This window comes from Pseudomonas sp. RV120224-01b (assembly GCF_003208145.1).
GTDB classification, from domain to species: Bacteria; Pseudomonadota; Gammaproteobacteria; order Pseudomonadales; family Pseudomonadaceae; genus Aquipseudomonas; species Aquipseudomonas monteilii.
In genome coordinates, this window is record NZ_QKMQ01000008.1 from 232,338 (window position 1) to 258,447 (window position 26,110).

Annotated in this window: 23 protein-coding genes; 3 read left to right on the forward strand and 20 right to left on the reverse strand. The window is 62.4% G+C overall.

Annotation, left to right across the window (positions count from 1 at the left end; all coding sequences use genetic code 11):
• Positions 1–4: 4 nt before the first annotated feature.
• The 4 genes from recA to N436_RS15090 all read right to left on the reverse strand — a co-directional run bounded on the left by recA (position 5) and on the right by N436_RS15090 (position 2,510).
• Positions 5–1,072, reverse strand: a complete 1,068-nt coding sequence (recA, locus tag N436_RS15080; protein WP_060501894.1) for a recombinase RecA — start codon at positions 1,070–1,072, stop codon at positions 5–7.
• 104 nt (positions 1,073–1,176) lie between these two features.
• A complete protein-coding gene (locus N436_RS15085; protein WP_060501896.1) occupies positions 1,177–1,659 on the reverse strand; it encodes a CinA family protein in 483 nt (160 codons plus the stop codon).
• A 46-nt stretch (positions 1,660–1,705) separates the two neighbouring features.
• Complete coding sequence (locus tag N436_RS28480; protein WP_158261452.1) at positions 1,706–1,855, reverse strand: hypothetical protein; 150 nt, start codon at positions 1,853–1,855, stop codon at positions 1,706–1,708.
• 1 nt (position 1,856) lies between these two features.
• Positions 1,857–2,510, reverse strand: coding sequence for a hypothetical protein (locus N436_RS15090; RefSeq protein ID WP_110741436.1), 654 nt, complete (start codon positions 2,508–2,510; stop codon positions 1,857–1,859).
• 251 nt (positions 2,511–2,761) lie between these two features.
• Here N436_RS15090 and mutS point away from each other — a divergent pair, with 251 nt between their 5' ends.
• Positions 2,762–5,347 carry a DNA mismatch repair protein MutS gene (mutS, locus tag N436_RS15095; protein WP_105945904.1) on the forward strand — a complete coding sequence of 862 codons (2,586 nt, stop codon included), beginning with the start codon at positions 2,762–2,764 and terminating at the stop codon, positions 5,345–5,347.
• 140 nt (positions 5,348–5,487) lie between these two features.
• Positions 5,488–5,811 carry a ferredoxin FdxA gene (gene fdxA, locus N436_RS15100; protein WP_012270863.1) on the forward strand — a complete coding sequence of 108 codons (324 nt, stop codon included), beginning with the start codon at positions 5,488–5,490 and terminating at the stop codon, positions 5,809–5,811.
• 515 nt (positions 5,812–6,326) lie between these two features.
• Here the strand turns inward: fdxA and rpoS are convergent.
• The 8 genes from rpoS to N436_RS15140 all read right to left on the reverse strand — a co-directional run bounded on the left by rpoS (position 6,327) and on the right by N436_RS15140 (position 13,610).
• Positions 6,327–7,334 (reverse strand): RNA polymerase sigma factor RpoS, encoded by a 1,008-nt coding sequence (rpoS, locus tag N436_RS15105; RefSeq protein WP_003252351.1) that lies wholly within the window; start codon positions 7,332–7,334, stop codon positions 6,327–6,329.
• Positions 7,335–7,442: 108 nt separating this feature from the next.
• Positions 7,443–8,303, reverse strand: a complete 861-nt coding sequence (locus N436_RS15110) for a peptidoglycan DD-metalloendopeptidase family protein (RefSeq protein ID WP_110741437.1) — start codon at positions 8,301–8,303, stop codon at positions 7,443–7,445.
• 215 nt (positions 8,304–8,518) lie between these two features.
• The gene (locus tag N436_RS15115) at positions 8,519–9,157 is read right to left on the reverse strand and encodes a protein-L-isoaspartate(D-aspartate) O-methyltransferase (RefSeq protein WP_164525271.1); all 639 of its coding nucleotides are present in this window, start codon (positions 9,155–9,157) and stop codon (positions 8,519–8,521) included.
• 35 nt (positions 9,158–9,192) lie between these two features.
• Complete coding sequence (surE, locus tag N436_RS15120; protein ID WP_016712911.1) at positions 9,193–9,942, reverse strand: 5'/3'-nucleotidase SurE; 750 nt, start codon at positions 9,940–9,942, stop codon at positions 9,193–9,195.
• Positions 9,930–10,988: a tRNA pseudouridine(13) synthase TruD gene (gene truD, locus N436_RS15125; protein WP_016712912.1), complete on the reverse strand. Its 1,059-nt coding sequence runs from the start codon at positions 10,986–10,988 to the stop codon at positions 9,930–9,932. The genes surE and truD overlap by 13 nt, the downstream gene beginning before the upstream one ends.
• A complete protein-coding gene (ispF, locus tag N436_RS15130) occupies positions 10,985–11,458 on the reverse strand; it encodes a 2-C-methyl-D-erythritol 2,4-cyclodiphosphate synthase (protein ID WP_110741438.1) in 474 nt (157 codons plus the stop codon). Before ispF ends, truD begins: the two co-directional genes overlap by 4 nt.
• A gap of 176 nt (positions 11,459–11,634) precedes the next feature.
• On the reverse strand, positions 11,635–12,489 hold the full coding sequence (fghA, locus tag N436_RS15135) for an S-formylglutathione hydrolase (protein ID WP_060497312.1): 855 nt from the start codon (positions 12,487–12,489) through the stop codon (positions 11,635–11,637).
• Positions 12,490–12,497: 8 nt separating this feature from the next.
• Positions 12,498–13,610: an S-(hydroxymethyl)glutathione dehydrogenase/class III alcohol dehydrogenase gene (locus N436_RS15140; protein ID WP_110741439.1), complete on the reverse strand. Its 1,113-nt coding sequence runs from the start codon at positions 13,608–13,610 to the stop codon at positions 12,498–12,500.
• A 107-nt stretch (positions 13,611–13,717) separates the two neighbouring features.
• On the opposite strand from N436_RS15140, the gene N436_RS15145 reads away from it, so the two are divergent.
• Entirely contained in the window at positions 13,718–14,614 is an 897-nt protein-coding gene (locus N436_RS15145) for a LysR substrate-binding domain-containing protein (RefSeq protein WP_105945899.1), read from the forward strand.
• 131 nt (positions 14,615–14,745) lie between these two features.
• On the opposite strand, the gene ispD is transcribed toward N436_RS15145, so the two are convergent.
• The 8 genes from ispD to dnaE all read right to left on the reverse strand — a co-directional run bounded on the left by ispD (position 14,746) and on the right by dnaE (position 26,096).
• Complete coding sequence (gene ispD / locus N436_RS15150; protein ID WP_105945898.1) at positions 14,746–15,453, reverse strand: 2-C-methyl-D-erythritol 4-phosphate cytidylyltransferase; 708 nt, start codon at positions 15,451–15,453, stop codon at positions 14,746–14,748.
• The gene (gene ftsB / locus N436_RS15155; protein WP_016712918.1) at positions 15,450–15,731 is read right to left on the reverse strand and encodes a cell division protein FtsB; all 282 of its coding nucleotides are present in this window, start codon (positions 15,729–15,731) and stop codon (positions 15,450–15,452) included. Before ftsB ends, ispD begins: the two co-directional genes overlap by 4 nt.
• Positions 15,732–15,899: 168 nt before the next feature.
• Entirely contained in the window at positions 15,900–17,189 is a 1,290-nt protein-coding gene (gene eno, locus N436_RS15160) for a phosphopyruvate hydratase (RefSeq protein ID WP_060497315.1), read from the reverse strand.
• 153 nt (positions 17,190–17,342) lie between these two features.
• Entirely contained in the window at positions 17,343–18,188 is an 846-nt protein-coding gene (kdsA, locus tag N436_RS15165; protein WP_060497316.1) for a 3-deoxy-8-phosphooctulonate synthase, read from the reverse strand.
• 3 nt (positions 18,189–18,191) lie between these two features.
• Positions 18,192–19,820 carry a CTP synthase gene (locus N436_RS15170; RefSeq protein ID WP_016712921.1) on the reverse strand — a complete coding sequence of 543 codons (1,629 nt, stop codon included), beginning with the start codon at positions 19,818–19,820 and terminating at the stop codon, positions 18,192–18,194.
• A 269-nt stretch (positions 19,821–20,089) separates the two neighbouring features.
• Positions 20,090–21,373, reverse strand: coding sequence for a tRNA lysidine(34) synthetase TilS (gene tilS, locus N436_RS15175; RefSeq protein WP_110741440.1), 1,284 nt, complete (start codon positions 21,371–21,373; stop codon positions 20,090–20,092).
• A gap of 144 nt (positions 21,374–21,517) precedes the next feature.
• The gene (locus tag N436_RS15180) at positions 21,518–22,465 is read right to left on the reverse strand and encodes an acetyl-CoA carboxylase carboxyltransferase subunit alpha (RefSeq protein ID WP_028698702.1); all 948 of its coding nucleotides are present in this window, start codon (positions 22,463–22,465) and stop codon (positions 21,518–21,520) included.
• Positions 22,466–22,571: 106 nt separating this feature from the next.
• A complete protein-coding gene (gene dnaE / locus N436_RS15185; protein WP_110741441.1) occupies positions 22,572–26,096 on the reverse strand; it encodes a DNA polymerase III subunit alpha in 3,525 nt (1,174 codons plus the stop codon).
• Positions 26,097–26,110: the final 14 nt, after the last annotated feature.

Here is a 26,110-nt window from a genome sequence, read left to right on the forward strand (position 1 = left end):
GCAATCAATAACCGGCTTCAGCGTCGGCCATGTCATCGGCATCAGCTTCGGCAGCCGCAGCTTTGCCAGCAGCAGCGACAGCGCCAGAAGTCAGCAACTTGTCGCGAATCTGCTTCTCGATCTCGGCACCAATCGCCGGGTTCTCAGCCAGGTACTTGGCGGCGTTGGCTTTACCTTGACCGATCTTGTTGCCCTGGTAGGCATACCAGGCACCGGACTTCTCGACCAGACCTTGGGAAACACCCAGGTCGATGATTTCGCCGTTGCGGTAGATACCCTTGCCGTAGAGGATCTGGAACTCGGCCTGACGGAACGGTGGCGAAACCTTGTTCTTGACGATCTTGACGCGGGTTTCGCTGCCGACCACCTCGTCGCCTTCCTTGACCGCACCCGTACGACGGATGTCCAGGCGCACCGAGGCGTAGAACTTCAGGGCGTTACCACCGGTGGTGGTTTCCGGGCTGCCGAACATTACGCCGATCTTCATACGGATCTGGTTGATGAAGATGACCAGGCAGTTGGCGTTCTTGATGTTACCGGTGATTTTGCGCAGCGCCTGGGACATCAGGCGAGCCTGCAGGCCCACGTGCATGTCACCCATTTCGCCTTCGATTTCGGCCTTCGGCACCAGGGCAGCCACGGAGTCGACGATGATCACGTCAACAGCGTTGGAACGCACCAGCATGTCGGTGATTTCCAGGGCCTGTTCGCCGGTGTCCGGCTGCGAAACCAGCAGGTCGTCGACGTTGACGCCCAGCTTGCCCGCGTATTCAGGGTCGAGGGCGTGCTCGGCGTCGACGAAGGCGCAGGTGGCGCCGTTTTTCTGGGCTTCGGCGATGACCGACAGGGTCAGCGTGGTTTTACCCGACGATTCCGGGCCGTAGATCTCGACGATACGGCCTTTTGGCAGGCCGCCAATGCCCAGTGCGATGTCCAGGCCCAGCGAGCCGGTGGAGATGGCAGGGATAGCCTGGCGCTCGTGGTCGCCCATGCGCATGACTGCGCCTTTACCGAATTGGCGTTCGATCTGACCCAGGGCCGCAGCCAAGGCGCGCTTCTTGTTGTCGTCCATTGAAATCCTCACGTGTTCGACGTGGCCCTGACGGCCGGAATACCTGTATAAGTAGCCAGTATTATTCCACAGGCCGGCGCTCACGCAAACCCCCTGTCGTCGATTTACTCGGCACCAAGCTGTAACAAGCCGTCTAACGCGGCGATCACCGTCTGTCGGCGCACCGCCTCGCGGTCACCGTCGAACTGCCGGCGCTCGCTGAAGACCCGGCTGCCATCGCCCCAGGCCAGCCACACGGTACCCACCGGCTTGGCGGGCGAGCCACCGTCCGGCCCGGCCACCCCGCTTACCGCCACGGCAAAGCGCGCGCCACTGGCGGCCTGGGCGCCTTTGACCATGGCTTCGACCACTTCCTGGCTAACCGCGCCCACCTGGCCGAACAGCACCTCTGGCACCCCCAGCTGGCGGGTTTTCTGGGCATTGGAATAGGTGACATAACCGGCCTCGAACCAGGCCGAGCTACCGGGTACACGGGTGATGGCTTCGGCGATGCCGCCGCCGGTGCAGGATTCGGCAGTGGTCACCTGCGCGCTGAAGCGGCGCAGATGCTCACCCAGACGCGTGGCAAGCGTGGTGATCGGGTCCATACAGGGCTCCTTGAAGGCTGCCCTCTACCCTATCAGTTAGTTGCTTTCACTGATATTCGGCCAGGTCACGAAGCGGGCAGCCACAACGGCGACAGACCTGCCGCGAAATGACGATCTCGCCAATGAACAGGCGTTCGACCTCGACCGGTTTGTGCCTGTACAGCCCGCAGATCATGCGCCTGAGCCAATGGGGCATGTCAGAAGTTCAGCCGCAGCACGGTACGCCAGAAGTTCTTGATCGGTGAACGCTGGTGCTTGGCCCAGTTACGCTCCCACCACTCATCCTCATTGCGCACTACCTGCTCCAGATCGCTACCCGCCACGGCTGCAGCATGTTGGCGATACAGCATCGGGAACACGCAGTGCTGACGAATCTTGTGCTTGACCACCACATCCACAGGCGTGCCATCGTAAGGCGTCTCTGCCAGGATCCGGCAGCCTTCGCGCGACAGTACATAAGCGTGCAGTGCAACCACCCGCCCCCTGGCAATGAACGGGAACCACGTCAGCCAGGTTCGCCCCATGGAATAGCCCAGATGCAGGGCCTGGAAAGAGCGTGTCTGCATGAAGCGGTTCACCCAGCGCACCCGCGAAGCCTTGAAATCATAAGCCTTGGCATCGTCTTCGAAGATCAGGATTCGATCCAGCCCGTTGTCCAGTGCGTGGCGTGCCAACTGCTGGTGGGATTCGTAGCAACCCCGCTTGGGGTCACTGTTTTTCGCCACGACATGAAAGACCACTTCATTGTCCAGCTGCCGCCCGATGGTTTCACTGAACAGCTTGCGCCGGTCATCCCGCGTGTCGAGGGAAATACAAAACACCGCATCGACATCAAAACGAATTCCACTCACTGCACTAACCAACCTGATTGCAATAACGGTTAACTTGGCACGGCCAAAAGGGCGCAATCTTCCATGGGAGCCCCATGCTGTCAACAAGCCATGCCCCCACGCCTGCACTGCCCGGCGTTGCAGGTTCTGCCTGTGCGGCAGCCGTGGTAACCTATGCGGCTTGAAAATTCAGGTGGGTCTCGGCGCCGCGCATGCAACACGGAACGCCTCAATTTGCCCCACAATGTTGAGACCTACACTCTAAGTCTTTGATGAATAAAGCACTCTCCGATCTTTCCGCACACACCCCGATGATGCAGCAGTACTGGAAGCTGAAAAACCAGCACCCGGACCAGCTGATGTTCTACCGCATGGGCGACTTCTACGAGATCTTCTACGAAGATGCCAAGAAGGCCGCAAAACTGCTGGACATCACCCTGACCGCGCGCGGTCAGTCGGCTGGCCAGTCCATCCCCATGTGCGGCATTCCGTTCCATTCGCTGGAAGGCTACCTGGCCAAGCTGGTCAAGCTGGGCGAATCGGTGGTGATCTGCGAACAGATCGGCGACCCGGCCACCAGCAAGGGCCCGGTCGAACGCCAGGTGGTGCGCATCATTACCCCCGGCACGGTCAGCGACGAAGCTCTGCTCGACGAGCGCCGCGACAACCTGATTGCCGCGCTGCTCGGTGACGAACGCCTGTTCGGCCTGGCCGTACTGGACATCACCAGCGGCAACTTCAGCGTGCAGGAGATCAAGGGCTGGGAAAACCTGCTGGCCGAACTCGAGCGCCTGAACCCGGTCGAGCTATTGATCCCCGACGACTGGCCACGCGACCTGCCGGCCGAGAAGCGCCCAGGCGCCCGCCGCCGCGCCCCGTGGGACTTCGACCGCGACTCGGCGCGCAAGGCGCTGTGCCAGCAGTTCGCAACCAAGGACCTCAAAGGCTTTGGCTGCGACAAGCTGACCCTGGCCATTGGCGCCGCCGGTTGCCTGCTGACCTACGCCAAGGAAACCCAGCGCACGGCCCTTCCACACCTGCGCAGCTTGCGCCACGAGCGCCTGGACGACACGGTCATCCTCGATGGCGCCAGCCGGCGCAACCTGGAGCTGGACGTCAACCTGGCGGGTGGGCGTGACAACACCCTGCAATCGGTGGTCGATCGTTGCCAGACCGCCATGGCCAGCCGCCTGCTGAGCCGTTGGCTGAACCGCCCCTTGCGCGACCTCAAAGTACTGCAGGCACGTCAGGACTCGATCCGCTGCCTGCTCGACGGCTACCGCTTCGAGAAGCTGCAGCCACAGCTGAAGGAAATTGGCGATATCGAGCGCATCCTCGCCCGTATCGGCCTGCGCAATGCCCGCCCTCGTGACCTGGCGCGCCTGCGCGATGCCTTGGGCGCGTTGCCCGAGCTGCAAAACGCCATGACCGAGCTTGAGGCGCCGCACCTGGCGCGCCTGGCAGCCATCACCGGCACCTACCCGGAGCTGGCCAGCCTGCTGGAGCGTGCAATCATCGACAACCCGCCGGCGGTGATCCGCGACGGCGGCGTGCTCAAGGCCGGCTATGACAGCGAGCTGGACGAGCTGCTGGCCATCAGCGAAAACGCCGGCCAGTTCCTGATCGACCTGGAAGCCCGGGAAAAGGCCCGCACCGGCCTGGCCAACCTCAAGGTCGGCTACAACCGCGTGCATGGCTACTTCATCGAGCTGCCGACCAAGCAGGCCGAACAGGCACCGGGCGACTACATCCGCCGCCAGACGCTCAAGGGTGCCGAACGCTTCATCACCCCTGAGCTGAAAGCGTTCGAGGACAAGGCACTGTCGGCCAAAAGCCGTGCCCTGGCCCGCGAGAAGATGCTCTACGACGCCCTGCTGGAAACCCTGATCAGCCACCTGGCGCCGCTGCAGGACAGCGCCGCGGCCCTGGCCGAACTGGATGTACTCAGCAACCTGGCCGAACGTGCGCTGAACCTCGACCTGAACTGCCCACGCTTCGTCGACGAGCCGTGCCTGCGCATCGAGCAGGGCCGCCACCCGGTGGTGGAACAGGTGCTGACCACGCCATTCGTGGCCAACGACCTAGGCCTGGACAACAGCACGCGCATGCTGATCATCACCGGCCCGAACATGGGCGGTAAGTCCACCTACATGCGCCAGACGGCCCTGATCGTGCTGCTGGCGCACATCGGCAGCTTCGTACCGGCAGCCAGCTGCGAGCTGTCACTGGTCGACCGCATCTTCACCCGCATCGGCTCCAGTGACGACCTGGCTGGCGGGCGCTCGACCTTCATGGTCGAGATGAGCGAAACCGCCAACATTCTGCACAACGCCACCGACCGCAGCCTGGTGCTGATGGATGAAGTAGGCCGTGGCACCAGCACCTTCGACGGCCTGTCGCTGGCCTGGGCCGCCGCCGAGCGCCTCGCGCAATTGCGTGCCTACACCTTGTTCGCCACCCACTACTTCGAGCTCACCGTGCTGCCGGAGAGCGAGCCGCTGGTGGCCAACGTGCACCTCAATGCCACCGAGCACAACGAACGTATCGTGTTCCTGCACCACGTCCTGCCTGGCCCCGCCAGCCAAAGCTACGGCCTGGCCGTGGCGCAACTGGCCGGCGTGCCGACGGCGGTCATCCAGCGCGCCCGCGAACACCTGGGCCGCCTGGAAACCACCAGCCTGCCGCATGAGCCGGCTCCGGCGCAAAAAGCCAAGGACACGCCACAAGTGCCGCACCAGAGCGACCTGTTCGCCAGCCTGCCACACCCGGCCATCGAGAAGCTGGGCAAGCTGCAACTGGACGACATGACCCCGCGTCAAGCTATCGAAATGCTATATCAACTAAAGAACCTGTTATAACGGCAGCCACTACAAGCTGGTAGAATCCGCCGCGGTTTGCTGGTGCTGCAGGTTATTAGCCTGGCCTGCAGCCACATACCTGTAAACCGCGCGGCCCTGAGAGGAAGGGCCGCCGCCGTCGCCTGAGGAGAGAACTAGAAATGACCTTCGTCGTCACCGACAACTGCATCAAATGCAAATACACCGACTGCGTGGAAGTCTGTCCGGTGGACTGCTTCTACGAAGGCCCGAACTTCCTGGTCATCCACCCGGACGAGTGCATCGACTGCGCCCTGTGCGAACCGGAGTGCCCAGCACAAGCCATCTTCTCGGAAGACGAAATCCCAGCCGGGATGGAGAACTTCATCGAGCTGAACGCCGAACTGGCGGAAGTCTGGCCGAACATCACCGAGCGTAAGGACGCCCTGCCGGACGCTGAAGAGTGGGACGGCAAGACTGGCAAGATTGCAGACCTGGAGCGCTGATAGCGCCCGGACACGAAAAAGGCCCCTCGGGGCCTTTTTTGTTTTTCTGCGGGCAAAAAAAAGGGGCGGTTTGACCCGCCCACATTTTTTCCGTAGTCCCTGCTTGTCCCAAACATCATCCTGATGAAATCGCGTCTTGCGATGTCCTTGGCCTCCTCCCTGGAAGCCTGTGCATGTCCGTGTGCACAGTTCGAATACTAGCGGCTTCAGCTGAGCGGGCAAGCGCGAAACCTCACAAGGTATTACACGGGACACATTTCCACACAGCCGAATAACGCATGAATTTCAATGAGTTGGAAAAATACCGGGGCTGAAAACGACAATGATTTACTGAGACTTGCATAGATAGCTTACAAAACAAGTAAGAAAAGGCTTACATGCAATGTTACCGAGGTGGCGCCATACATCACGGGACTGCTTTGTAGCCCCTCGACAGACGCACACGAAAGACCTGTTTTCATCACACACAAAAACGCCCCGAGGTCATCGGGGCGCTTTTGATTTACAGGCTTTCGCTACTGGAACAACGACTCGCTGGACAGGCCGTTCTTCTCCAGGATCTCACGCAGGCGCTTGAGCCCTTCTACCTGGATCTGCCGCACCCGTTCCCGGGTCAGGCCGATCTCCAGGCCAACATCCTCCAGGGTGCTGCTTTCATGCCCGCGCAGGCCAAAGCGGCGTACCACCACTTCACGCTGCTTATCGGTCAACTCTCCCAGCCACTGGTCGATGCTCTGCGACAGGTCGTCATCCTGTAGCAGCTCGCACGGGTCTGTCGGTCGGTCGTCGGTCAGGGTGTCGAGCAGGGTCTTGTCCGAATCCGGGCCAAGCGACACATCCACCGAAGACACCCGTTCGTTCAGGCCGAGCATGCGTTTGACCTCGGCGACGGGCTTCTCCAGCAACGTGGCGATTTCTTCCGGGGAGGGTTCGTGGTCCAGCTTTTGGGTCAGCTCACGGGCCGCGCGCAGGTAGACGTTCAGCTCTTTGACCACGTGGATCGGCAAGCGAATGGTGCGGGTCTGGTTCATGATCGCCCGCTCGATGGTCTGGCGAATCCACCAGGTCGCATAGGTCGAGAAACGGAAACCACGCTCCGGGTCGAACTTCTCGACCGCACGGATCAGCCCCAGGTTGCCCTCCTCGATCAGGTCGAGCAGCGACAGGCCACGGTTCACGTAACGACGGGCAATTTTAACAACCAGGCGCAGGTTGCTTTCGATCATGCGCTTGCGGCCAGCAGGGTCACCCTTTTGCGACAAACGCGCAAAATGCACTTCCTCTTCCGGCGAAAGCAGCGGCGAGAAGCCGATTTCGTTCAGATACAGCTGGGTGGCATCGAGCGCCCGGCTGTAATCGATGTACTTGTGTTGCTTGAGCGAAGAGCCCGACTTGGCCCTCGTCCGAACCGAAGATACAGCAGGTTCGTCTGACACCACATCCGTTTCCAAAACGATACCCGTCTCCATCAGGAGGACGTCATCGTCGATGTCAAACTCCGGCACTTCTTTACTGAGAGCCATTGTTATAGTCCTTTGCTGAGTTCGAACTCAGACTCGAGCGGCACCTTTATCCCTGGCAGCGCTTGAGCCTGTCCCCTCTACATCACAGGAACAGGCCGGGTACAACGATCAACGGCGTGGCAGGAACTGGAGTGGATCGACGGGTTTGCCCTGGCGGCGAATCTCGAAATGCAGCTTCACCCGATCTGTGCCCGTAGACCCCATTTCAGCAATCGACTGCCCTGCCTTGACCTGCTGCCCCTCCCGAACCAACAGCCTGCGGTTATGGCCGTAGGCACTGACGTAGGTATCACTGTGCTTGATGATGATCAGCTCGCCGTAGCCCCTTAAACCACTCCCGGCGTAAACCACCGCACCATCAGACGCAGCAAAAACAGGCTGTCCCAAATCACCGGCGATATCAATGCCTTTATTCAAACTACCGTTTGAAGCAAATTTTCCAATCAGCACGCCGTTGGCAGGCCAGGTCCAGCCGCCTACGGCGCGCTCTGCCGCAGGCACGGTGGTGGCAACCGGCGTACTGGTGGAGGTTGCCGGCGTTGCCGGTTTGCTGGTGTTGGCAGGCGTCACAGCAGTCGTGCCTACGGGCCTGCGGGTGACCGTGGTGCGGCTCGATGAAGAGGGGCTGGACACCACCGTGGTACTGCTGCTGGAACCGCTGCTGAAACGAATCGCTTGCCCCGGGCGAATGGTATAAGGCGCCGCGATGCCGTTGCGTGCGGCCAGCTCCTTGTAGTCCCAGCCATAGCGGAAGGCAATGGAGAACAGCGTGTCACCCGGCTTGACGACGTACTGCCCGGACGTCACCGCCGGGCGCTTGGGCACGGTGTTATTGCGGTCGACTACCCGCGCACTGCTGTTGCTGCTGGTGCTCGAGCAACCCACCAGTAGCGTGCCCATGGCCAGTGCAATCACCAGAAGCTTGAAACCCGACCCGTCCTTGCGCTGCCGAATGACTGTGTGACCCACCCGCGCTCCCCTCATGGTGCCGAAAAACGATATGAAGACAAGAAATGCAATATTGTTGCAATTATAACCAAGCCGGCCAGTATTGGCAGGCGGGTGCAAAAGGCTGTTGCAATACCCCGGTGCGAGCTAGCGCTTTCTACCGCCAGATAGACAGGGCGAAGCGGCAAGAATTCGCCGCTGGCGCAAAAATACCGCGCGGCTCATACCCGCAAGCCTCAGGCCAGCGGACCATTGAGTAGCGGGACGAAGCGCACGGCCCCCAGCACGCGCCGGGAGAATCCATGCTCCTCGCGCACGATCAGCATCAGTTGCTGCGCTTCGCCGGTCGCCCCCACCGGGATCACCATGCGCCCCCCGGGTGCAAGCTGGTCAAGCAATGCCTGCGGCACTTCTGGCGCCACCGCCGTGACGATGATGCCGTTGTACGGCGCCAGCGCCGGCCAGCCTTCGCAGCCATCGCCCCAGCGGAATACCACGTTGCGCAGGTTCAGCTCCACCAGGCGCTCTTTGGCCCGGTCCTGCAGCACCTTGATACGCTCCACCGAAAACACCCGTTCCACCAGCTGGGCCAGGATCGCCGTCTGGTAGCCTGAGCCGGTACCAATCTCCAGCACCTTGTCCAGCGGCCCGGCCTCGAGCAGCAGCTCGCTCATGTGGGCAACCATGAACGGCTGCGAGATGGTCTGGTTGTGGCCGATGGGCAATGCGGTGTCTTCGTAGGCACGATGCGCCAGTGCCTCGTCGACGAACAGGTGGCGCGGGGTGCGACGAATCACGTCGAGCACCTTGGTGTTCGAAACGCCCTCTTCGCACAGACGCTGGATCAGCCGCTCCCGGGTACGCTGGGAGGTCATGCCGATGCCGCGGCGCAGCATATCGTCCTCGCGCATCAGAGCAGGCCCTCCAGCCAACCGTCGAGCTGCTCGAAGGCATCATTGAAGGTGCGGTCGAGTTGCAACGGGGTGATCGATACATAGCCCTGCATCACCGCGTGGAAGTCGGTACCCGGGCCGCCGTCCTCGGCATCGCCGGCCACGGCGATCCAGTAACCTTCCTTGCCGCGCGGGTTGACCACCTTGGTCGGTGCCGCCGCCCGCGCCCGGTGACCGAGGCGGGTGAGCCGGATGCCACGAATGTGCTCCAGCGGCAGGTTGGGAATGTTTACGTTGAGCACGGTGCGGGGTGGCAGCGCCAGGCGCGACTGGGCCTCGACCAGGCGGCGGGCGATATGGGCCGCGGTCGGCAGGTTGTCCGGCTGGCGCGACAACAGCGAAAACGCCAGCGACGTGCCACCCAGGAAGCGGCCTTCCAACGCTGCGGCGACCGTGCCCGAATACAGCACGTCATCGCCCAGGTTGGCACCGAGGTTGATCCCCGACACGACCATGTCCGGCGTGTGCGGCAACAGCCCATTGAGCCCCAGGTGCACACAGTCGGTCGGCGTGCCGTTGAGGCTGATGAAACCGTTGGCCAGGGTTTGCGGGTGCAGTGGCCGGTCCAGCGTCAGCGAACTGCTGGCGCCGCTCTTGTCTTGCTCCGGGGCGATCACCGAGCACTCGGCGTAATCCGCCAGCGCAGCGTGCAGCGCGGCGATGCCGGGCGCGGTAACACCGTCGTCGTTCGAAATCAGAATACGCATGGGCTGTCCGTCTGCCCTGCCGACACCAGATCCACTACTTCACGCACCACCACGGTGGCGAAGCATCCGGCCGGCAGGACGAATTCCAGTTGCAGGATATCAGGCTCGGGATAATGCCATGTCAGGCCGCCAATAGGGAGCCGCAAAATGCGCCGTTCGTGATCCATGCCCGCCTGGGCCAACCACTGGCAAAGTGCCGGTTGATCTGCACCGACGGCGTTTTCCAGGCGGGCAGTCGCCCCGTCAGCAGGCGAAGCGCCCTCGCCCCACATCGGGCCGGTCGGGTGCAGATCGAGAATCGCCAGGCGCGGGTCGGCACATTCCGCCTCTCCCGCCGGGAAAAAGCTACGGCTGTCAGTGAATGCCAGCAGGTCGCCGACCTGCGCCCGCGCCCAGCTACCTTCGGCGACACGCGCAGCCAGCACCTGATTGAACAGGTAGCTGCGCCCGGCCGAAAGCAGCCGCGAACGCACATTGCGCTGCTCGGGCAAGGCTTTGCGCGCCGCCCAGTCGAGAGCGTCATGGACGTTGCCGCCGCCGTGACCGAAGCGCTGGGTGCCGAAATAGTTGGGTACACCGTGCTGCTTCAGCTGTTCCAGGCGCGCGTCCAGCGCCTGGTGATCCGCCGCCAGGGCCGTCAGGCGCAGGGTGAAGCCGTTGGCCGAATGCGCGCCACGCTGCAACTTGCGCTGGTGACGCACCTGCTTGAGCACGCGCAGGCTGGCATCCTCGGCACGCGACAGGTCCGGGTCGGCCTTGCCTGGCAGGTGCAGGCTGAACCACTGACGGGTCAGGGCCTGACGGTCCTTGAGCCCGGCATAGCTGATGGTGCGCACCGGCACACCGGCGGCGCGCGCCAGGCGGCGAGCGGCCTCTTCGGTGTTCAGGTCACGCTTCTCGACCCACAGCCACAAGTGCTCGCCCTGGCCGGACAGTGGAATATCCAGCACTTCGTCGACCTGGAAGTCTTCGGCCACCGCCTTGAGGACGGCGGTGCCCAGTGGTTCGCCCGATGCGCGCGGGCCCAGCAGTTCCAGTTCGGTCATGCTGGCAGCAGCAGGGCGACCGAATGCACGGCAATACCCTCCTCGCGGCCGGTGAAGCCCAGCTTTTCGGTGGTGGTGGCCTTGACGTTGACCTGGTCGAGCTCGGCCTGCAGGTCCTCGGCGATCAGCTGGCGCATGGTCTCGATGTGCGGGGCCATCTTCGGTGCCTGGGCGACGATGGTGGCGTCGACGTTGCCGACCTTCCAGCCCTTGGCCTTGACGATGCCAACCACATGGCGCAGCAGCACGCGGCTGTCGGCACCCTTGAACTGTGGGTCGGTGTCGGGGAAGTGCTTGCCGATATCGCCCAGCGCCGCAGCACCCAGCAAGGCATCGCTCAGGGCGTGCAGCAGCACGTCGCCGTCGGAGTGGGCCAGCAGGCCGTATTTGTGGGGGATACGCACCCCGCCCAGGGTAATGAAATCACCGTCGCAGAAACGGTGCACATCGTAGCCGTGGCCAATACGCATAAGAAAACGCCCTGAATGAGTCAGGGCGTGATTCTACCTGCTTTTGAGGCATTGGGGCTGCTTCGCAGCCCATCGCCGGCAAGCCAGCTCCCACCCCGACCGCATAGGCCTCAGGCCATGCGCAATCCCTGTGGGAGCTGGCTTGCCGGCGATGAGGCAAACACCGCAGTTATGCGTTAAACCCGCCCCAGTGCCACCGCATGATGGCGCAGGTGTTCCTCGATGAAGCTGGCAATGAAGTAGTAGCTATGGTCATAACCCGGCTGCAGGCGCAGGGTCAGTTCATGCCCCCCTTTGCGTGCCGCCTGCTCCAGCGCTTCAGGCTTGAGCTGCTTTTCGAGAAAATCATCACGGTCGCCCTGGTCCACCAGCAACGGCGGGCACTCGCCGGCCGGCGTTTCGGCCAACAGCACACTGGCATCCCACTCACGCCAGCGCGCACGGTCGTCACCCAGGTAGCGGCTAAAGGCCTTCTCGCCCCATGGGCAGTCCATCGGGTTGCTGATCGGCGAGAACGCCGACACCGAACGGTAACGCCCCGGGTTGCGCAAGGCGCACACCAGTGCGCCATGCCCGCCCATGGAGTGGCCACTGATACTGCGCTCGCCCGATGCCGGGAAGTGCGCCTCGATCAGCGCGGGCAACTCCTCCACCACATAGTCGTGCATGTGGTAGTGCTTGGCCCAGGGTTGCTGGGTGGCGTTGAGGTAGAAGCCCGCCCCCAGGCCGAAGTCCCAGGCGCCGTCCGGGTCGCCCGGCACCTGCTCGCCACGCGGGCTGGTGTCGGGGGCGACGATGATCAGCCCAAGCTCGGCGGCCAGGCGCTGGGCGCCGGCCTTCTGCATGAAGTTCTCGTCGGTGCAGGTGAGGCCGCTGAGCCAGTACAGCACCGGCAGCTTCTCACCCAGCTCGGCCTGCGGCGGCAAGTACACGGCAAATACCATGTCGCAGCCCAGCACCTTGGAGTGATGCCGGTAACGCTTGTGCCAACCGCCGAAGCTTTTCTGGCAGGAGATGTTATCCAGGCTCATGGCGTACCTCAGAAGTGGATCACGCTGCGGATGCTCTTGCCTTCATGCATCAGGTCGAAGGCTTTGTTGATGTCCTCCAGGCCCATGGTGTGGGTGATGAAGGTATCCAGCGGGATCTCGCCCTTCTCGGACATTTCCACGTAGCTTGGCAGCTCGCTGCGGCCACGCACGCCACCGAACGCCGAACCGCGCCATACCCGGCCGGTCACCAGCTGGAACGGACGGGTGGCGATTTCCTGGCCGGCACCGGCCACGCCGATGATCACCGACTCGCCCCAGCCCTTGTGGCAGCACTCCAGCGCCGCACGCATCAGTTGCACGTTGCCGATGCACTCGAAGGAGAAGTCCACACCACCGTCGGTGAGGTCGACGATCACTTCCTGGATCGGGCGGTCGTAGTCTTTCGAGTTGATGCAGTCGGTGGCGCCCAGCTGGCGGGCGATCTCGAACTTGGCCGGGTTGATGTCGATGGCGATGATGCGCGAGGCCTTGGCCTTGACCGCACCGATCACCGCCGACAGGCCGATGCCGCCCAGGCCGAAGATGGCCACGGTATCACCCGGCTTGACCTTGGCGGTGTTGAGCACCGCACCAATACCGGTGGTAACGCCACAGCCCAGCAGGCACACCTTTTCCAGGGGTGCTTCTTTCTGGATCTTGGCCACGGAGATTTCCGGCAGCACGGTGTACTCGGAGAAGGTCGAGGTACCCATGTAGTGGAACAGTTGCTGGCCCTTGTACGAGAAGCGCGTGGTGCCGTCGGGCATCAGGCCCTTGCCTTGGGTCGCACGGATGGCCTGGCACAGGTTGGTCTTGCCCGAGAGGCAGAACTTGCACTTGCCGCATTCCGGGGTGTAGAGCGGAATCACATGATCGCCAACGGCCACCGAGGTCACGCCCTCGCCTACCGCTTCAACGATCGCGCCACCTTCGTGGCCGAGGATCGACGGGAAGATGCCTTCCGGGTCGGCACCGGACAGGGTGTAGGCGTCGGTGTGGCAGACACCGCTGGCGACCACGCGCAGCAGCACTTCACCGGCCTTGGGCATGGCCACGTCGACTTCGACGATCTCCAGGGGTTTCTTGGCTTCGAAGGCTACGGCGGCACGGGACTTGATCATCAAAGGTCTCCAGACAGAGTGTCGATTCAGGCTTGCAGTGTAATTCACTGCCTTTTGATGAATAATCCAGGCAAAGACAAAACATTATTGCCATGCAGGGATAATCAATGAGCAGCCGCTGGGAAGGTATCGACGAATTCGTCGCCGTGGCCGAATCTGGACAGTTCACGGCAGCAGCCGAACGCCTGGGGGTTTCCTCGTCGCACATCAGTCGCCAGATCGCCCGGCTGGAGGAGCGCCTGCAAACACGCCTGCTCTACCGCAGTACCCGTCGGGTGACCTTGAGCGAGGCCGGGCAAACCTTTCTGCAGCATTGCCAACGTCTTCAGGATGGCCGCGAGGAAGCCCTGCGCGCCATGGGCGACTTGGCCAGCGAGCCAAAGGGGTTGCTGCGCATGACTTGCGCGGTAGCGTACGGCGAGCGCTTCATCGTGCCGCTCGTGACACGGTTCATGGCGCTGTACCCGCAGTTGCGGGTGGAGGTGGAGTTGAGCAACCACACCCTCGACCTGCTGCACGAAGGCATGGACCTTGCCATCCGTTTGGGGCGGCTGGCCGACTCACGGTTGGTGGCCGCCCGCCTCGCCCCCCGGCGCATGTACCTGTGTGCCTCGCCGGCTTATCTGGAACGTTACGGTCGCCCCCACAGCCTGTCAGAGTTGGCGCGACACAATTGCCTGGTGGGCAGTTCGGACTTGTGGGCATTGCAGCAGGATGGGCGCGAGATCAGCCAGCGGGTGCAAGGGAACTGGCGCTGCAACAGTGGGCAGGCGGTGCTGGATGCGGCGCTGCAGGGGATGGGGTTGTGCCAGTTGCCGGATTATTACGTGCTGGAGCACTTGAATACGGGGGCTCTGGTGTCGTTGCTGGAAGCGCACCAGCCGCCGAATACGGCAGTGTGGGCGCTGTATCCGCAGCAGCGGCACCTATCGCCCAAAGTGCGGCGGCTGGTGGATTACCTGAAGGAAGGGTTGGCGGGGTTGCCGGAATATCGTTTCGGCTGAAGGGATATGCTGGCTGTACCGGCCTCTTCGCGGGCAAGCCCGCTCCCACAGGTCATGCGCAGACCTTGAGGCTGGCGCCGTACCTGTGGGAGCGGGCTTGCCCGCGAAGAAGCCAACACCGGTTTGAGCCTTCAGCGCCGCCCAGCCCAGCGCTGGCGCAACCACTCCAGGTCTTCCGGCCGGGTCACCTTGATGTTGTCACTGCGCCCTTCCACCAGCCGCGGCGCCTGGCCGGACCACTCAATGGCAGAAGCTTCATCGGTAACCACCACATCCGACACCAGGCACTCGGCCAACGCCCGGTGCAGTGCCCCAAGGCGGAACATCTGCGGTGTGTAGGCCTGCCAGATGGTGCTGCGGTCCACGGTAGCACTTACCCGGCCGCTGCCATCGGCACGCTTGAGGGTATCGCGCGCCGGTACCGCCAGCAGGCCACCCACCGGGTCGTCCGCCAGCTCCGACAACAGCTTGTCCAGGTCGCTGCGCGCCAAATTCGGCCGCGCAGCATCATGCACCAGCACCCAGTCGCTGTCCGAGGCGCCTTGCGCATGCAGCAACAGCAAGGCATTGAGCACCGAATCGGCACGCTCGCGCCCGCCCGCTGCGCGCTGGATGCGCGGGTCGCTGGCGCAACGCAGGGCCGGCCAGTACGGGTCATCTTCAGCAATGCTGACCACCACGCCTTTGAGCGCCGGGTGGCCAAGAAAACAGTCGAGGCTGTGCTCGAGGATGGTCTGCCCAGCCAGCTCCAGGTATTGCTTGGGGCGGTCGGCAGCCATGCGGGCACCTACGCCCGCAGCAGGAATCACGGCCCAGAAGGCCGGTAAGGTATCGATCATTTCTGTGGCAACTGGAAGAGGGTTTCGCCCTCTTTGACCATTCCCAATTCGTGGCGAGCCCGTTCTTCAACGGTCTCCATGCCTTTTTTCAGCTCCAGCACTTCGGCATCGAGCACGCGGTTGCGCTCAAGCAAGCGCTCGTTCTCGGCATGCTGCTCGTCAATCTGCTGCTTCAGTTCGGTCACTTGCGCCAGGCTGCCATTACCCACCCACAGGCGGTACTGCAGGCCACCCAGCAGCAGGAGCAGAACGAGGAACACCCAATAGGGACTGCGCATCACGTTATCCAGGTTAAAAAGGCTGCCGCGTACTTGTTACTTCGGGGCCTCGAATAGCACGAAGCCTGGCCGAGGCCAGGCTTCGTTGACAGAAACCCGTTGGGATGAAGGAAAGATCAGTACGAACGTTCCTACAACTCCGGCTGCTGTCTTTTTACCATCTCTTGCTTAGCCGCGAAACTCGGCACGACCACGGTAAACCGCTTTGGCACCCAGTTGCTCTTCGATGCGCAGCAGCTGGTTGTACTTGGAAACGCGGTCGGAACGGCACAGCGAACCAGTCTTGATCTGGCCAGCAGCGGTACCCACGGCCAGGTCGGCAATGGTCGAGTCTTCGGTTTCACCGGAGCGGTGCGAGATCACTGCGGTGTAGCCGGCAGCCTTGGCCATCTGGATGGCTTCCAGGGTTTCGGTCAGCGAGCCGATCTGGTTGAACTTGATCAGGATCGAGTTACCGATGCCCTTCTCGATGCCTTCCTTCAGGATCTTGGTGTTGGTCACGAACAGGTCGTCGCCCACCAGCTGTACCTTTTCACCAATCTTGTCGGTGAGGATCTTCCAGCCAGCCCAGTCGGACTCGTCCAGGCCATCTTCGATCGAGATGATCGGGAAGCGCTCGGTCAGGCCTTTCAGGTACTCGGCGAAACCTTCAGCGTCGAACGACTTGCCTTCGCCGGACAGGTTGTACTTGCCGTCTTCGTAGAATTCGGAAGCCGCGCAGTCCAGGGCCAGGGTCACGTCGGTGCCCAGCTTGTAGCCGGCTTTTTCGACCGCTTCGGCGATGGCGCCCAGGGCGTCTTCGTTGGAAGCCAGGTTAGGAGCGAAACCACCTTCGTCACCCACGGCAGTGTTCAGGCCACGGGCCTTCAGCACAGCTTTGAGGTGGTGGAAGATTTCGGTACCCATGCGCAGGCCGTCGGAGAAGGTCTTGGCGCCAACCGGCTGAACCATGAACTCCTGGATGTCGACGTTGTTGTCGGCGTGCTCGCCACCGTTGATGATGTTCATCATCGGAACCGGCATCGAGTACTGGCCCGGAGTGCCGTTCAGGTTGGCGATGTGCGCGTACAGCGGCAGGTCCTGGTCCTGGGCAGCGGCCTTGGCGGCAGCCAGGGAAACAGCCAGGATGGCGTTGGCGCCCAGCTTGGCCTTGTTCTCGGTACCGTCCAGTTCGATCATGGCGTGGTCCAGGGCCTTCTGGTCGGAAGGGTCCTTGCCCAGCAGCAGGTCACGGATCGGGCCGTTGATGTTGGCGACGGCCTTCAGCACGCCCTTGCCCAGGTAACGGCTCTTGTCGCCATCACGCAGCTCCAGCGCTTCGCGCGAGCCGGTGGAAGCACCGGACGGCGCGCAAGCGCTGCCGATGATGCCGTTGTCGAGCAGTACATCGGCTTCCACGGTGGGGTTGCCACGCGAATCGAGAACTTCACGACCTTTGATGTCGACGATTTTTGCCATTGTTGTAAGCACTCCAGAATTGACGAAAACAACTTAGCTTAAGAAATTCTTGCCGTTCACCAGGCGGATTTGCAGTGGGCAGGCCGGGTGAAGGGAGCCCCTGACCGATTGGTCAGGGGTGGATCGGGCGGTACTTTACCCGAGAAATGAGCTTTACGCGGTTTCTACCGTCGGAAAACTTTTCACCAGGTCGTCCAGTTGCTTGAGCTGGGCCAGGAATGGCTCCAGTTTGTCCAGGCGCAGGGCGCATGGGCCATCGCATTTGGCGTTGTCCGGGTCCGGGTGGGCTTCGAGGAACAGGCCGGCCAGGCCCTGGCTCATGCCCGCCTTGGCCAGGTCGGTGACCTGGGCGCGGCGGCCACCGGCGGAATCAGCGCGACCGCCCGGCGTCTGCAGGGCGTGGGTCACGTCGAAGAACACCGGGTACTCGAACTGCTTCATGATGCCGAAGCCGAGCATGTCCACCACCAGGTTGTTGTAGCCGAAGCTCGAACCGCGCTCACACAGGATGAGCTGGTCGTTACCAGCCTCGACGCACTTGGCGAGGATGTGCTTCATCTCGTGCGGCGCGAGGAACTGCGCCTTCTTGATGTTGATCACAGCGCCGGTCTTGGCCATCGCGACGACCAGGTCGGTCTGGCGCGAAAGAAAGGCTGGCAACTGGATGATGTCACACACCTTGGCCACCGGCTCGCACTGGTAGGGCTCGTGCACATCAGTGATCACCGGCACGTTGAAAGTGCGCTTGATCTCTTCGAAGATCTTCAGCCCTTCTTCCATGCCCGGGCCACGGTAAGACGTCACCGACGAACGGTTGGCCTTGTCGAAGCTGGCCTTGAACACGTAGGGGATACCGAGCTTCTCGGTAACCCGCACGTACTCCTCGCAGACCTTCATTGCCAGGTCACGGGACTCCAGGACGTTCATGCCGCCGAACAGGACGAACGGCTTGTCGTTGGCGATCTCGATGTTACCGACGCGGATGATCTTCTGGGTCATTGATCAGGCCTTGTTCTTCTGAGCCAGGGCTGCCTTGACGAAACCACTGAACAGCGGGTGGCCGTCACGCGGGGTGGAGGTGAACTCCGGGTGGAACTGGCAGGCGACGAACCATGGGTGGTCCTTGGACTCGACCACTTCCACCAGCGCGCCGTCTTCGGAACGGCCAGAAACCACCAGGCCAGCGTCGACCAGTTGCGGCAGCAGGTTGTTGTTCACTTCGTAGCGGTGGCGGTGACGCTCGGTGATCACGTCCTTGCCGTAGCAGTCGTGTACCTTGGAACCGGCAGCCAGCTGGCAGTCCTGTGCGCCCAGGCGCATGGTGCCGCCCAGGTCGGAAGCCTCGTTGCGGGTTTCGACGGCACCGGTGGCATCGGCCCACTCGGTGATCAGGCCGACCACAGGGTGGCCGCTGTTGCGGTCGAACTCGGTGGAGTTGGCGTCTTTCCAGCCCATGACGTTACGGGCGAATTCGATCACGGCCACCTGCATGCCCAGGCAGATACCCAGGTACGGCACTTTGTTTTCACGGGCATATTGCACCGCAGTGATCTTGCCTTCCACGCCGCGCAGGCCGAAACCGCCCGGCACCAGAATGGCATCGGCGCCCTCGAGCAGGCTGGTGCCCTGGTTCTCGATGTCTTCCGAATCGATGTAGCGCAGGTTGACCTTGGTACGGTTGGTGATGCCGGCGTGGCTCATCGCTTCGATCAGCGACTTGTACGCGTCCAGCAGCTCCATGTACTTGCCGACCATGGCGATGGTCACTTCCTGCTCAGGGTTGAGCTTGGCATCGACCACCTTGTCCCACTCGGACAGGTCGGCGCCACTGCACTGCAGGCCGAAACGCTCGACGACGAAGTCGTCCAGGCCCTGTGCGTGCAGTACACCCGGGATCTTGTAGATGGTGTCGACGTCTTCCAGCGAAATCACCGCACGCTCTTCAACGTTGGTGAACAGCGCGATCTTGCGACGCGACGAGGCATCGACCGGGTGGTCGGAGCGGCAGATCAGCACGTCAGGCTGCAGGCCGATGGAGCGCAGCTCCTTGACCGAGTGCTGGGTCGGCTTGGTCTTGGTTTCGCCAGCGGTGGCGATGTACGGGACCAGGGTCAGGTGCATCAGCATGGCGCGCTTGGAGCCCACTTCGACGCGCAGCTGGCGGATGGCCTCGAGGAACGGCTGCGACTCGATGTCACCCACGGTACCGCCGATTTCCACCAGGGCCACGTCGGCATCGCCGGCACCCTTGATGATGCGACGCTTGATCTCGTCGGTGATGTGCGGGATGACCTGGATGGTCGCGCCCAGGTAATCACCACGACGCTCTTTACGCAGCACGTGCTCGTAGATGCGGCCGGTGGTGAAGTTGTTGTTCTGGGTCATGGTGGTGCGGATGAACCGCTCGTAGTGGCCCAGGTCGAGGTCGGTCTCGGCGCCATCGTGGGTGACGAACACTTCACCGTGCTGGAACGGGCTCATGGTGCCCGGATCGACGTTGATGTACGGATCCAGCTTGAGCATGGTGACCTTCAGGCCCCGCGCTTCCAGGATGGCCGCCAGGGAAGCCGAGGCAATGCCTTTCCCCAATGAAGAAACAACACCGCCCGTGACGAATATGTAGCGCGTCATGAAAAACCCTAGAAGTCTGCGTTAAGGCGGCCAGCGCCGCCGGAGAAAGCGAAGGAAGGCCGAAGCCCCCGATCACCTGCGTCAATCACAGTGCATCTCGAAAAACTGCCGCGTCTGTACAGACCAGGGGTATCCCCGGCATGGAGCTCGCTCGTCATTTCCAGAATCAGCCCAGCAAAAAACTGCTTGGTAATCGGCAACTCCTGTGTTTTCGCGGAACCCACAGAAGCTGTATCAAGAAGGGAGGGTAGTCTACCCGAATGTACCCTTCAGCTCAAACCTTGCGCGTTCGTCGGTAACTGCCAGTGCAGCTGGCAATCCGCCTGCACCAACCCCGGCAGGTTGGCCACTGCCAGCAAACACTCGCCCTGATACAGCAGCGGCAGGCGTGGGCGCAGGAAATGCGGCACCTGCAACTCGTTGAGCAGGCGCTTGAGGTCGCGCCGCCCACGGCCAGGGATGTCCAGCATTTCGCCGCCCTGGCGATAGGCGATGCGCAGGTCTCCGAGCGGCTGTGCGACCGCAAGACGCACGCTGCCGTTACCTGGCAGCAACAGCGGCCCGGTGGGGTTCGCCCAGGCCAGCTCGCCGACGGGCAACTGTAGCCAGTCACCACTCAGCCACCAGATGCGCCCATGGCTGCGCAGCAGTTGCCCGTCGGCGAGCCGCCAGACCGGCTGCGCATCCCCGGCAGCATCACGCAGGTCCGCCCAGCCGGCCCAGTGTCGGGTGTCTGGCAAACGGGTGCGAAGGCTCAGCCAATACTGCAGGGCATTGCGCTGACGGGCGGGCGACAACGCGACCAGAGATGCCAGATCGAGCGAGTCCAACCCGGCCCAGGCCTGCGGCGCCCCCCTTGCTGCGCACGCAAGGTCACCTTGGGCGAGCTCGTCCAGCAGCCCCAAGGCTTCGCCCAGGTGCTCTGCGGCGCGGGCGAGGTTCTGGGTGGTTTGCGGCCAACGTTGCTGCAAATGCGGGAGCACCTCGCCACGCAGAAAGTTGCGGGCGAAATGTGTGTCGGCGTTTGACGGGTCTTCGATCCAGGCCAGCCCCTTCATTCGGGCATAGGCTTGCAGCTGCTGCCGAGCACAAGCCAGCAAAGGCCTGACCAGACTGCCCTGCCCTAGCGCCCGCTGCACCGGCATTGCAGCCAGGCCACGCAGACCGGCGCCGCGCAACAGACGAAACAGCAGGGTTTCGGCCTGGTCGTCACGGTGCTGGCCGGTGAACAGGATGTCGCCGGGGCTCAGGGCTTGCTTGAACGCGGCATAGCGGGCGTCGCGAGCGGCCTGTTCGAGGCTGGCGCCGGGGGCGACCTGGACGTGAATGACCTGCAGTTCGATACCGAGATTGTCGCAGATGGCTTGGCAGTGTGCGGGCCAGGCGTCGGCAGCGGTTTGCAGACCATGATGGATGTGGATCGCACGCAGCGGGGGGGATGTGTGATGGCGAGCGTAGTCGGCCAGCAGGTGCAGGAGGACGGTGGAGTCGAGGCCGCCGGAGAAGGCGATATGCCAAGCGGGGGCATTGAGCCAAGGGGTGAGGTTGATCATAAAGGCCTCACATGGCTTGAAATTGCCGGGGGTGCTTTGCCCCCCTATCGCCGGCAAGCCAGGCCCCCACAGTGTCCGTGTTGACGCTGATCCTTGTGGGAGCCTGGCTTGCCGGCGATGGGCCGCAAAGCGGCCCCGGGTTTATCAGAGACCGTAGCTCATCAGGCGCTCGTAACGGCGGGCCAGCAGCGCGTCGTTGTCGAACTTGCTGAGCATGTCCAGCTGCTGCACCAGGTCGGCGCGGATGCTTTCCGACATCTTGGCCGGGTCGCGGTGGGCGCCGCCCAACGGTTCCTGGATCACCTTGTCGACGATGTTCAGGCTTTTCAGGCGCTCGGCAGTGATACCCATGGCCTCGGCCGCATCAGCTGCCTTGTCGGCAGTCTTCCACAGGATCGAAGCACAACCTTCCGGCGAGATCACTGAGTAGGTGGAATACTGCAGCATGTTGAGCTGGTCACACACACCGATGGCCAGTGCACCGCCAGAACCACCCTCGCCAATCACGGTCGCGATGATCGGGGTTTTCAGGCGAGCCATCACTCGCAGGTTCCAGGCGATTGCCTCGCTCTGGTTGCGCTCTTCGGCGTCGATACCCGGGTAGGCGCCCGGAGTGTCGATGAACGTCAGGATCGGCATCTTGAAGCGCTCGGCCATTTCCATCAGGCGGCAAGCCTTGCGGTAGCCTTCCGGGCGCGGCATGCCGAAGTTGCGGCGCACCTTCTCGCGCACTTCACGGCCCTTCTGGTGGCCGATGACCATGACCGGCTTGCCGTCCAGGCGTGCGGTACCACCCACAATGGCGGCGTCGTCGGAGAAGTGGCGGTCACCGTGCAGCTCTTCGAACTCGGTGAAGATGTGTTCCAGGTAGTCCAGGGTGTAAGGACGACGCGGATGACGGGCCAGACGGGCGATCTGCCAGCTGGTCAGGTTGCCGAAGATGCTTTCGGTCAGGGTGCTGCTCTTGTCTTGCAGACGGGCAATTTCATCGCTGATGTTCAGCGAGTTGTCGTTGCCTACCAGGCGCAGGCCTTCGATCTTGGCTTGCAGGTCGGCAATCGGCTGTTCGAAATCGAGAAAATTCGGGTTCATAGTCATCCGTCTTGGGTCTACGGCCAGGCGGCCGGCCGGTTGATCCGTTTGGCGCCCTACCTTAAGGGATCAGGCGCATTCAGGTCGAGATTAAATTTTTTTCGGTTCAACGATATTGCAGGAAGACGTTCTCACGCCCGAACTGGTCACGCAGCGCCTGAATCAGCCCGTCGGCCGGGTCGATTGCCCACTGGTCGCCGAACTGCAGCATGGCCTTGGCATCGCTGCCGGTGTATTCCAGGGTAATCGGGCAGGCACCGCGATGGCGGGTAATCAGCTCGCCCAGCCACTTCAGCCGGTCGCCCTTCAATGCGTCGTGCGCCACCTTCAGGCGCAGGCTTTCGGCCAGCTTGGTGCGCGCATCTTCCATGGTCATCACCTGCTTGACCCGCAGGCGCAGGCCACCGGAGAAGTCGTCGTTGCTGACCTCGCCCTCCACCACCACCATGGCATCGTTCTGCAGCAAGGACTGTGCCGCCATGAACGCATCGGCGAACAACGATGCCTCGATGCGCCCGGAGCGGTCATCCAGCGTGACAAAGCCCATCTTGTCGCCCTTCTTGTTCTTCATCACCCGCAGCGCAATGATCATGCCGGCGATAGTCTGGGTTTCACGCGACGGCTTCAGGTCGACGATGCGCTGGCGGGCAAAGCGGCGGATTTCGGCCTCGTACTCGTCGATCGGGTGGCCGGTGAGGTACAGGCCGAGGGTGTCCTTCTCGCCCTTCAGGCGCTCCTTGAGGGTGAGCTCACGCACCTTGCGGTGGTTGGCATAAACATCGACATCCGCCTCGTCGAACATGCTGCCGAACAGGTCGACATGGCCGCTGTCAGCGGTATGGGCTGCCTGCTCGGCAGCCTTGATGGCCTCACCCAACGCGGAGATCAAGGTTGCACGGTTGATGTCGATGTTGGCGTGATAGGCCTTGATCTCGTCATGGAAATGCGGCCCCAGGCGGTCCAGCGCGCCACTTCGGATCAACGCATCCAGGGTACGCTTGTTGACCCGCTTGAGGTCGATACGTTCACAGAAGTCGAACAGGTCCTTGAACGGGCCGCCCTGGGCACGGGCTTCTACAATTGCCTCCACCGGGCCTTCACCCACGCCCTTGATGGCACCCAGGCCATAGACGATGCGGCCGTCATTGTTGACGGTGAACTTGAAGTCGGAGAAGTTCACATCCGGCGCGTCGAGGCGCAGCTTCATGCTGCGCACTTCCTCGACCAGCACCACCACCTTGTCGGTGTTGTGCATGTCCGCCGACAGTACCGCAGCCATGAACGGCGCCGGGTAGTGGGTTTTCAGCCAGGCGGTCTGGTACGACACCAGGCCATAAGCCGCGGAGTGGGATTTGTTGAACCCGTATCCGGCGAACTTCTCTACCAGGTCGAAGATGTTACCGGCAAGGTCCGCATCGATATTGTTGGCCACGCAGCCTTCGATGAAACCACCGCGCTGCTTGGCCATTTCCTCGGGTTTTTTCTTACCCATCGCCCGGCGCAGCATGTCGGCGCCGCCCAGGGTATAGCCCGCCATCACCTGGGCAATCTGCATCACCTGTTCCTGATACAGGATGATGCCGTAGGTCGGTGCCAGTACCGGCTTGAGGCCTTCGTACTGGTAGTCGGAGTGCGGGTAAGCCAGCTCGGCGCGGCCGTGCTTGCGGTTGATGAAGTCGTCCACCATGCCCGATTGCAGCGGGCCCGGACGGAATAGTGCCACCAGTGCGATCAGGTCTTCCAGGCAGTCGGGCTTGAGCTTCTTGATCAGCTCCTTCATGCCGCGCGATTCGAGCTGGAACACCGCCGTGGTCTCGGCCTTTTGCAGCAGCTCGTACGTCTTGCGGTCGTCCAGCGGGATGAAGTCGATGTTGAGATCCGGCAGGTTCTTCTTGGCCTGCTCGCGGTTGATGATCTCCATCGCCCACTTGATGATGGTGAGCGTACGCAGGCCGAGGAAGTCGAACTTCACCAGGCCGGCGGCTTCGACATCATCCTTGTCGAACTGGGTTACCAGGCCACCGCCCTCTTCATCACAGGCAATCGGCGAAAAATCGGTGAGCTTGGTCGGCGCGATAACCACACCACCGGCGTGCTTGCCGGTACCCCGGGTCACACCTTCCAGCTTCAGGGCCATGTCCCAGATTTCGCGGGCGTCTTCGTCGCCTTTGAGGAAGTCGCGCAGGATCTCTTCCTGCTCGTAGGCCTTCTCCAGGGTCATGCCCACTTCGAACGGGATCATCTTCGACAGGCGGTCGGCCAGGCCGTAGGACTTGCCCTGCACCCGCGCCACGTCACGCACCACCGCCTTGGCGGCCATGGTACCGAAGGTGATGATCTGGCTCACCGCGTTGCGGCCGTAAGCCTCGGCCACGTAGTCGATCACCCGGTCACGGCCGTCCATGCAGAAGTCGACGTCGAAGTCGGGCATGGAAATACGTTCAGGGTTGAGGAAGCGCTCGAACAGCAGGTCGTAGGCCAGCGGGTCGAGGTCAGTGATCTTGAGTACGTAGGCCACCAGCGAGCCAGCACCCGAACCGCGGCCCGGGCCTACCGGCACGTCGTTGTTCTTGGCCCACTTGATGAAGTCCATAACGATCAGGAAGTAACCGGGGAAGCCCATCTGGATGATGATGTCCAGCTCGAACTTCAGGCGGTCCAGGTACACCTGGCGCTTTTCTTCGTAATTGGGCGTGGTCTCTTTCGGCCACAGCACCGCCAGGCGCTCTTCCAGGCCTTCGTGGGACACATGCCGCAAGTAATCGTCGATACCCATGCCATTGGGCGTGGGGAAGTCGGGCAGGAAGTACTTGCCCAGCTGTACCTGAATATTGCAGCGCTTGGCGATTTCGACCGTGTTGGCGATGGCATCAGGCAGGTCGCTGAACAGCTCGGCCATTTCCTCGGCCGACTTCAGGTACTGCTGATCGCTGTAGCCACGCGGACGGCGCGGGTCGTCGAGGGTCCAGCCCTCGCCAATGCACACGCGGGTTTCGTGGGCGTCGAAGTCGGCTTGCTTGAGGAAGCGCACGTCGTTGGTGGCCACCAGCGGGGCGCCGAGCTTGTCTGCCAGCGCTACCGCAGCGTGCACGTACTCTTCGTCACGGGCGCGGTTGGTGCGCTGCACTTCAACGTAGAAACGATCGGGAAACATGCCCATCCAGTCTTGCAGCAGGGCCTGGGCTTCGTCGTCCCGGCCGGCCAGCAAGGCCATGCCGATGTCGCCTTCCTTGCCCGCAGACAGGGCAATCAGGCCTTCACTGGCAGGGGCGATCCATTCACGCTGCAGGATGACCAGGCCATTGCGCTGGCCGTCGGTCCAGCCACGCGAGATCAACTCGGTGAGGTTGCGGTAGCCCTTGGGGTCCATGGCCAGGAAGCAGATGCGCGACAGCGGCGCTTCCGGGTCGGCACCGGCCAGCCACAGGTCGGCGCCGCAGATCGGCTTGATGCCGGCACCCATGGCGGTCTTGTAGAACTTCACCAGCGAGCACATGTTGCTCTGGTCGGTGATCGCCACCGCCGGCATGTTCATCCCCGCCAGCGCCTTGGCCAGCGGTTTGACCCGCACCAGGCCGTCGACCAGCGAGAATTCGGAGTGGACGCGCAGGTGAACGAAGGGAACCGACATGGAAGATCCTGTAG

Excerpts from the sequence above, each read along its gene's own strand:
- N436_RS15145 (WP_105945899.1), top strand. The coding sequence starts at position 13,718 with ATGAGCAGCCGCTGGGAAGGTATCGACGAATTCGTCGCCGTGGCCGAA.
- dnaE (WP_110741441.1), bottom strand. The coding sequence starts at position 26,096 with ATGTCGGTTCCCTTCGTTCACCTGCGCGTCCACTCCGAATTCTCGCTG.
- mutS (WP_105945904.1), top strand. The coding sequence starts at position 2,762 with ATGAATAAAGCACTCTCCGATCTTTCCGCACACACCCCGATGATGCAG.
- N436_RS15140 (WP_110741439.1), bottom strand. The coding sequence starts at position 13,610 with ATGATCAAGTCCCGTGCCGCCGTAGCCTTCGAAGCCAAGAAACCCCTG.
- fghA (WP_060497312.1), bottom strand. The coding sequence starts at position 12,489 with ATGAGCCTGGATAACATCTCCTGCCAGAAAAGCTTCGGCGGTTGGCAC.
- N436_RS15085 (WP_060501896.1), bottom strand. The coding sequence starts at position 1,659 with ATGGACCCGATCACCACGCTTGCCACGCGTCTGGGTGAGCATCTGCGC.
- kdsA (WP_060497316.1), bottom strand. The coding sequence starts at position 18,188 with ATGACCCAGAAGATCATCCGCGTCGGTAACATCGAGATCGCCAACGAC.
- recA (WP_060501894.1), bottom strand. The coding sequence starts at position 1,072 with ATGGACGACAACAAGAAGCGCGCCTTGGCTGCGGCCCTGGGTCAGATC.
- ftsB (WP_016712918.1), bottom strand. The coding sequence starts at position 15,731 with ATGCGCAGTCCCTATTGGGTGTTCCTCGTTCTGCTCCTGCTGCTGGGT.
- ispF (WP_110741438.1), bottom strand. The coding sequence starts at position 11,458 with ATGCGTATTGGCCACGGCTACGATGTGCACCGTTTCTGCGACGGTGAT.
- N436_RS15170 (WP_016712921.1), bottom strand. The coding sequence starts at position 19,820 with ATGACGCGCTACATATTCGTCACGGGCGGTGTTGTTTCTTCATTGGGG.
- N436_RS15180 (WP_028698702.1), bottom strand. The coding sequence starts at position 22,465 with ATGAACCCGAATTTTCTCGATTTCGAACAGCCGATTGCCGACCTGCAA.
- surE (WP_016712911.1), bottom strand. The coding sequence starts at position 9,942 with ATGCGTATTCTGATTTCGAACGACGACGGTGTTACCGCGCCCGGCATC.
- tilS (WP_110741440.1), bottom strand. The coding sequence starts at position 21,373 with ATGATCAACCTCACCCCTTGGCTCAATGCCCCCGCTTGGCATATCGCC.
- fdxA (WP_012270863.1), top strand. The coding sequence starts at position 5,488 with ATGACCTTCGTCGTCACCGACAACTGCATCAAATGCAAATACACCGAC.
- eno (WP_060497315.1), bottom strand. The coding sequence starts at position 17,189 with ATGGCAAAAATCGTCGACATCAAAGGTCGTGAAGTTCTCGATTCGCGT.
- rpoS (WP_003252351.1), bottom strand. The coding sequence starts at position 7,334 with ATGGCTCTCAGTAAAGAAGTGCCGGAGTTTGACATCGACGATGACGTC.
- ispD (WP_105945898.1), bottom strand. The coding sequence starts at position 15,453 with ATGATCGATACCTTACCGGCCTTCTGGGCCGTGATTCCTGCTGCGGGC.
- N436_RS28480 (WP_158261452.1), bottom strand. The coding sequence starts at position 1,855 with ATGCCCCATTGGCTCAGGCGCATGATCTGCGGGCTGTACAGGCACAAA.
- truD (WP_016712912.1), bottom strand. The coding sequence starts at position 10,988 with ATGACCGAACTGGAACTGCTGGGCCCGCGCGCATCGGGCGAACCACTG.
- N436_RS15115 (WP_164525271.1), bottom strand. The coding sequence starts at position 9,157 with ATGACCTCCCAGCGTACCCGGGAGCGGCTGATCCAGCGTCTGTGCGAA.